Annotated in this window: 6 protein-coding genes, 3 tRNA genes and 1 pseudogene; 4 read left to right on the forward strand and 6 right to left on the reverse strand. The window is 66.4% G+C overall.

Annotation, left to right across the window (positions count from 1 at the left end):
* Nucleotides 1-919, reverse strand: a 919-nt coding sequence (locus ACTHL9_RS05035; RefSeq protein WP_440517754.1) for an MFS transporter, incomplete at its 3' end; no start/stop codon positions are given.
* 286 nt (nt 920-1,205) lie between these two features.
* Between ACTHL9_RS05035 and ACTHL9_RS05040 the strand changes: the two genes are divergently transcribed.
* Nucleotides 1,206-1,376 carry a hypothetical protein gene (locus ACTHL9_RS05040; RefSeq protein WP_440517756.1) on the forward strand — a complete coding sequence of 57 codons (171 nt, stop codon included), beginning with the start codon at nt 1,206-1,208 and terminating at the stop codon, nt 1,374-1,376.
* Between the two features lie 86 nt (nt 1,377-1,462).
* Here the strand turns inward: ACTHL9_RS05040 and ACTHL9_RS05045 are convergent, their stop codons facing one another.
* Both ACTHL9_RS05045 and ACTHL9_RS05050 read right to left on the reverse strand, forming a co-directional pair.
* Nucleotides 1,463-2,503 carry a PDDEXK nuclease domain-containing protein gene (locus ACTHL9_RS05045; protein WP_440517758.1) on the reverse strand — a complete coding sequence of 347 codons (1,041 nt, stop codon included), beginning with the start codon at nt 2,501-2,503 and terminating at the stop codon, nt 1,463-1,465.
* 255 nt (nt 2,504-2,758) lie between these two features.
* Nucleotides 2,759-3,529, reverse strand: coding sequence for a hypothetical protein (locus ACTHL9_RS05050; protein ID WP_440517760.1), 771 nt, complete (start codon nt 3,527-3,529; stop codon nt 2,759-2,761).
* A gap of 486 nt (nt 3,530-4,015) precedes the next feature.
* On the opposite strand from ACTHL9_RS05050, the gene ACTHL9_RS05055 reads away from it, so the two are divergent.
* Nucleotides 4,016-4,435: a tyrosine-type recombinase/integrase gene (locus tag ACTHL9_RS05055; RefSeq protein WP_440517763.1), complete on the forward strand. Its 420-nt coding sequence runs from the start codon at nt 4,016-4,018 to the stop codon at nt 4,433-4,435.
* Nucleotides 4,436-4,533: 98 nt separating this feature from the next.
* Here the strand turns inward: ACTHL9_RS05055 and ACTHL9_RS05060 are convergent.
* The 3 genes from ACTHL9_RS05060 to ACTHL9_RS05070 form a co-directional block, all read right to left on the reverse strand.
* Nucleotides 4,534-4,609: transfer RNA gene (locus ACTHL9_RS05060), tRNA-Phe, on the reverse strand.
* A 50-nt stretch (nt 4,610-4,659) separates the two neighbouring features.
* Nucleotides 4,660-4,733: transfer RNA gene (locus ACTHL9_RS05065), tRNA-Asp, on the reverse strand.
* Between the two features lie 78 nt (nt 4,734-4,811).
* Nucleotides 4,812-4,884: transfer RNA gene (locus ACTHL9_RS05070), tRNA-Glu, on the reverse strand.
* Nucleotides 4,885-4,993: 109 nt separating this feature from the next.
* Here ACTHL9_RS05070 and ACTHL9_RS05075 point away from each other — a divergent pair.
* Together ACTHL9_RS05075 and ACTHL9_RS05080 are read left to right on the forward strand one after the other, a co-directional pair.
* Entirely contained in the window at nt 4,994-5,365 is a 372-nt protein-coding gene (locus tag ACTHL9_RS05075; RefSeq protein WP_440517762.1) for a metallopeptidase family protein, read from the forward strand.
* 145 nt (nt 5,366-5,510) lie between these two features.
* Nucleotides 5,511-6,129 (forward strand): annotated as a pseudogene (locus tag ACTHL9_RS05080) (C40 family peptidase); the annotation flags it as partial.

Below are 6,129 nucleotides of genomic sequence, written 5' to 3' on the forward strand. Positions count from 1 at the left end.
TGTACCTGGATACGACGTCCAGCAGGAAACCGCCGCCGAGGCGGCCCGCCACGGCGCCGACGCTGAACACACTCGTGATCACCGTCGCCGCCACGACTCCTAGGCCACCGTCGAGCAGGATGGGCGCCATGTTCGAGAGGAACGCGTTGGCCGCGCCGGCCACGAACAGGTTTGCCAGCATGAGCGCCCAGAATCTCGGCATCTTCAGCACGTCGCGGACCGTCCGGGTGTCGCCATCGAGCGGGACCTCGTGCGCGGTGCCCGGTCCTGCATCGCCCCTTTCCCCTGCTGTCTGGACACCCTCGCCGGGCCTCGGCTTCACGATGCCGAGGATCACGGCCGGGATTGCGATGACCAAGGAGAAGGCCGCGAGGACGAGGTAGCCGGTGTGCCATCCCCAGGAGTAGACCGCCCAGCTCACAAGCGGCACCCCGGCGAACGGCATCAGGGTTCCGCCTGCGCCGACGAGGCCGAACGCCGTTCCGATGCTCTTCTCGAACCACGGGACGATTGCCCGGTTGAGCACCACAAGGTAGCCGAATGATCCGAAGAAGCCGATGAAGGCGGCCACCGCGTAGAAGAGGAACAGGTTCGAAGGAATGATCGCGAAGACCACCAGCAGAACGGTGTAGAAAGCGAGGCCGACGCCGGCGGTCAGTTTGACCCCGCGGCGGTCGGCGATGCGGCCCGCGATGACGGAGAAGACGCCGAACATCAACGAGAGCCATGGAGAGATCAGCACCTCAGTAGTCGTCCAGCCTGTGGCCGCGATCGTCGGCTTGATGAAGACACTCGCCGTCGTCAGCATCAGTACGGGACCCGCGCCGTAGGCGAACGCCGCAGCGAAGGCCGTCCGACCGCCTCCGCCAGCCCACTCCCGCTTGACCGAGGTCCGCGGCCCTGACGTCCCGGCGGTCACACCAGACCCCGAGTGCCGAAAGTTGTAGTCATGGCTCCTGCGCTCCTTTGCGCTCTGACTGATGGGTGTGCGGTGAAGCAAATCAACGGCTGTACCGCTCCCACGAATGTAAGAGGCGTGCTAACTAGACGTCCAATGCAATCAATCCACTACTGCGATACGCACAGCGCATAGATTGTGCCCTACAGTGGCCGAAGGCCAGAGGAGAAGTTGCCTAGGTCAGCTCGGTGTCAAGGCCCTGGCCGTCAACCACAGAGATCCCTTATTCCGCCCCTTGGGCGTCCCTTTGGCTGGCCTCCAGGTCTTTGCGCAGTACTTCCTTGTGGTTGTATCTAGCGTCCTCGCTTCCGACGACGAGCGCGAGCAGATCGCCGCCGGCGTCCCCAAGTCGCGTTTCGCCCGGCGCCTCGGCGTCCACCGCTCCACCCTGAACCGCTCCCTCGTCCGTGAGGACTGAGATCGACACGTTCTCGAGGTGTCGTGGATGAATCGGCTACCCCATCCCCCGAACGAAGGACACTGCTGCCAAGGGTTGCGGCGGGTTCATTCCATTCCCGCGACGGTGCCCTGCTCCAGGGCAGCGCTGATCGCCTGCGGTGACGGCAGGGCCGCCCTCTCCTCTGCAGGGAGGGTGTCGTAGGTGTACGAGGAGACCGCGATGGGCTGCGAGGATCCCTCGAGCGCGTACCGGACCGTTGGCTCGTGCTTGGATCCGCAGACCAGAATGCCGACCGTGGGTGCCATGCCGGGGAATTTCACCATGCCGTCGACTGCTGCGACGTAAAAATTCAGCTGTCCGAGGTGCTCTGGCCTGAATTTGCCGGCCTTGAGCTCGACCACGACGAACCGATTGGTCGGCACATGGACCAGGAGCAGGTCTATGTAGAAGTCCTCCCCGTCCAGATCGAGGTGGTACTGCCGTCCATAGAAGGCGAAGCCCCGGCCGAACTCCGCCAGCGTCTGCGACATCCGCAGGGTCATCGCCTCCTCGATGGCAAGTTCCTCGGCCTCCTTGGTCAGTCCAAGGAAGTCCAGGACGAGCGGGTCCTTCGCCACCTCGTCCGCGAGCACCGACCCCTCCCCCGGCAGGCGTGCCTCGAGGTTGTTCGGTGCCATGCCGATCCGAGTGTGGAGCTTGGTCTGGATCTGGTGCTCCAGGACGGGGAGCTTCCATCCGTGCTCAGCCGCCCTGGCGGCATACCAGTCCCTGAGCGCCGGATCCTTGAGCTTGAGGAGTTCGATGATGTGGCCCCACGGCAATTGTGCAAAGCTGCTTTGCACGATTGACTCCGGCCAGTCCCACGCTGCGGCGAACGCCCTCATGTAGAAGAGGTTCCGGCGCGAGAAGCCCCGCATGTCGGGGAACTCGGCGCGCAGGTCCGCGGCCAGGCGATCCAGGACCTTGCTCCCCCACGCCTCGACAGCCTGACGCTGGAGGATCGTCCGGCCGATGCCCCAGTACAGCTCGAGCATGGCCGCGTTGACCACGCGCCGCACACGGTTCTGCGCCGCACGCACCTGCTCCTTCACCGAGGCGAGGACTTCGGCGTAGCCACCCGGCAGGTCGGGCTCGATCTGGGGCATGGATCCACCCTACCGAGATGCCCCGACCGCCCGGGCGATGCCTCGCCAGCGCCGTCCGGAGGTGAACGGCATTTGTGCAGAGTCTGTCTGCACAATTGCCCCGCCCCCAAGTCAGCGCGTGCGACAGCATGTTCTCGGAGCGAGCATCTCCTCGTCGAGGCCTGGGTCGCGCCGGTGCTCTATCCCAGGCAGGCGACGTCGGATCCGAGCCGGGGATGGCTAGGCATTGGCCGTGCCGCCCTCTTTCGACCTCGGCTACAGCCGTCCGGCGCTTCCGCGTGGGCTCTGCGGGTTTTGACTTCCATCGCCTGCGACTGCAGGCGTCTGGCGGGGCTGTGCCTCCTGTCCCTGCATGGGGAGTTCTGCGGCGGCGAGCATCTCCGCCTCTGTCTGGCCCTGCTTCTGGACGAAGAGCAGCAGCTCTTCGCGGGTGGGCTCGCCGCGGTTGCGGTGCTTCACCGCCAGCCCGTAGAGGTACTCGAAGTCCGCATAGCGGGCCGGGTCGGACCACATCTCGCGTTCGCGTGCGACTGCCGGCTTCCACAGCGCCCATCCGTGGCGGACGGCTTCCTGGTGGAGGTCGAGGACCCTCTCCGCCCGCAGCACCCCGCTTCGGGTCAGGTACCCCAGCTCGGTGAAGAAATTGAAGAGCGCCCGGGTGGCCCCGTCGATGTACTGTGACTCGCGCAGCTCTCCGCCTTCCAGACAGTGGTCGGCGGCGTATTGGAAGCTCGCACGCCGGTACCTCACATAAGTCGGGCTCGTCCATTCCTCCCAGAGCTGGGACATCACCGTGACCTCCAGCCTGATGCGGTCACGCTCATCGTGTTGCTGGAGCGATTGCTGCTGCGCGATCACGCTCTGCTCTGTCAGCTCTGTCTGGCGCCTCGCGAAGGCATTCTGCTCTTCGATGAACTCCGCCTGGGCCTCAAGCTGGCGCCGCGCGACGACCGCGGCCCAGATCGCGCCGACCCCCGTGGCTATTCCGCCGAGGGCGATGATCACCGTGAGGACATCGAGGTTCATCCGCTGGCCTTCTTCCTGCCGACAGTGCGGCAGCCGGTACCACCGAAACCCCACCTGCCGCCCATGTTGCCGCGGAGGCCTGCCAGAGCCCCGTGGGCGCGTACGTCAAGGTTCAGCCCGGCCCGCGCCTCGGTCAAGGAAGGCGAAGGCCGCGTCGGGGCGGAGCTGCGGCGCGGCCCGGCGCAGGCGAGTCGGCTCCTGGGCGGCCCTGATCCTCTGAGTTGACGTTGCCCTGCATGGGAGTTCCCTGGGGAGAAGCCGAGAGTTGCGTCCTAGCTCGTTGACGGTTGCATCAAGCCGGCCAGGAGTGTTATCGCCGCCCACGCCTCAGCGTACCGTGAGTCCACCGGGGACCAGATCATCACTCGCATTCGTCAGCGGACTGCAGCAGGGGGCACGACGCATCCGCCCGCTCCGGGCACAGAGAATCCTCTGGCCGCGCCGCACATCAGCCGCAGCTTCTCCCAAGGCCCGCACGGGGAGCTGATCGAGCAGAGCCCCAAGAGCCACAAGGACCGCGTGGTGCCCATCATCCAGGCCCTCCGCCCCCATGTGGTCGAGGCAATGAAGGGCAAGGGGCCAGACGAGCTGCTGTTCTCCGGCCCCGACGGCGGACGCCTCACCGCCAGGAACCTCCGCCGCGCCGTGGACTGGGAGAAGATCCGCATCGCACTCGGGAGTCCGGACCTGCGGGTACACGACCTGCGGCACACCTTCGCGACCATCCTCTTCGACGCCGGAGCCTCCGCCCCCGACGTCCAGGCCGTGCTCGGGCACTCCAGCCTCCAGGTCACCGAACGCTATTCCCGCGCCCGCGAAGGGGTCGCGCGCCGTGCCGGCAGCGTGCTCGATGCAGCCCTTAATGGCCCCGTTATGGCCCAAAAACGCGAGGTCCCCCGGCTGTGAGGGGAGAGGCGGCGCGCCGTCGAGCCAGAGGAGACCATAGAAACCGCCCCTGACCTGCGAAAACACGAAACCCCGCACCTCGTGGTGCGGGGTTTCCGTGGTGGCTCCGACCGGCGTCGATCCGGTGACCTTTCGATTTTCAGTCGAACGCTCTACCAACTGAGCTACAGAGCCCCGGTGAGTCAATCACCGTTGGCAACCTGACCGGAGCCATGTCGCCGAAGCGACCCTGACGGGACTTGAACCCGCGACCTCCGCCGTGACAGGGCGGCGCGCTAACCAACTGCGCTACAGGGCCTTGCAATGTCCGAGGCTTCCCTCGCTCACAAGATCTAAATCCTAGCAGACCCGCAGGTCCTGCCCAAACCAGATCCAGTACCCCCAACGGGATTCGAACCCGTGCCGCCGCCGTGAAAGGGCGGTGTCCTAGGCCGCTAGACGATGGGGGCCTGAGAACCTCACGGGACTCCCCTTGCGGAGCATCCCAGTCGAAGTTGACGCAGAAAACTATACGGGGTGCGTGCGGCGGCCCACAAATCGCGTGGCTACAGTGGCGCCATGGCCCACGACTGGATGGATGAGGACGAGTTCGAGGAAGCGGTCGACGCCGCGCTCGCCCGGATCCCGCGAAGGCTCGCCTCCCACATGGACAACGTGGTCGTCTTCATCGAGGACCGCCACGTCCCGGGCCCCCACGAGGATCCCCGCACCGTGCTGCTCGGGCTCTACGAGGGCATCCCGTTGACCGAGCGCGACCAGTGGTACGCCGGTTCGCTCCCAGATCGGATCACGATCTTCCGCGAGCCCATCCTCGAGATGTGCTCGAGCCGCGAGGAGGTGGTGCAGGAGGTCCTGGTGACGGTAGTCCACGAGGTCGCCCACCACTTCGGCATCAGCGACGCGAGGCTCCACGAACTCGGCTGGGGCTAGCGGCGCCACGCGAGGACACGCCGAGGACTTCCAAGATCCGCTTAATGACACTGGTGTTGTTTATGCTACGTCTGTGACTAGTGTTGCAATTGTGACGCTAGGTCCGTAGCCTCAGGCGGGGAAACGCTGAGGCTACGAGGTGTGCATGGAGAAGCGTGTGAAGTCGGCCGCGACGGGCTGGGGAGCTGCGTTCGCGGCAGCTGGGCTCGTGCTCACCCTGGCCGCGGCGCCTGCCACTGCGGATGATTCGGGGATCCCCACTCCCGAGGAGATCAACGCCGCCAAGGCGAACGCCGACGCGACGGCGTCCGAGGTGACGCGAGTTGAAGGCCTGATCTCGACCGCGCAGGACGCCCTAGGGCGCAGCACGGCGGATGCCATGCGCGCGAACGATGCGTACAGCATGGCCCTCGTGACGCTCGGAGACCGCCGCTCCGAGGCTGAGAAGTCTCGCGCGGCCGCCGATGCTGCCGCCGCAGCGGACCGCGCGGCCCGTGAGCAGGTCGGCAACCTCGCCGCCGAGCTCTATCGAAGCGGAGGCATCAACCCAAGCGTCCAGGCCTTCGTCGCCGACGACGCTGGCGCCGTTCTGGACCGCGCCGCCGCCCTCCAATCGATCAACACGCGCCGCGCCGAGGCCTTCAGCTCCGCCCAACAGGCGGCGGAGGCCTCGAAGCAGCTCCACGAACAGGCCGACGAGGCAGCACGCGCCGCCGACGACGCGGCCCGCGCCGCCGAGCAGGCCAAGTCCGCGGCAGACGCCG

Source organism: Sinomonas sp. (genome assembly GCF_051955515.1).
Lineage (GTDB): Bacteria > Actinomycetota > Actinomycetes > Actinomycetales > Micrococcaceae > Sinomonas.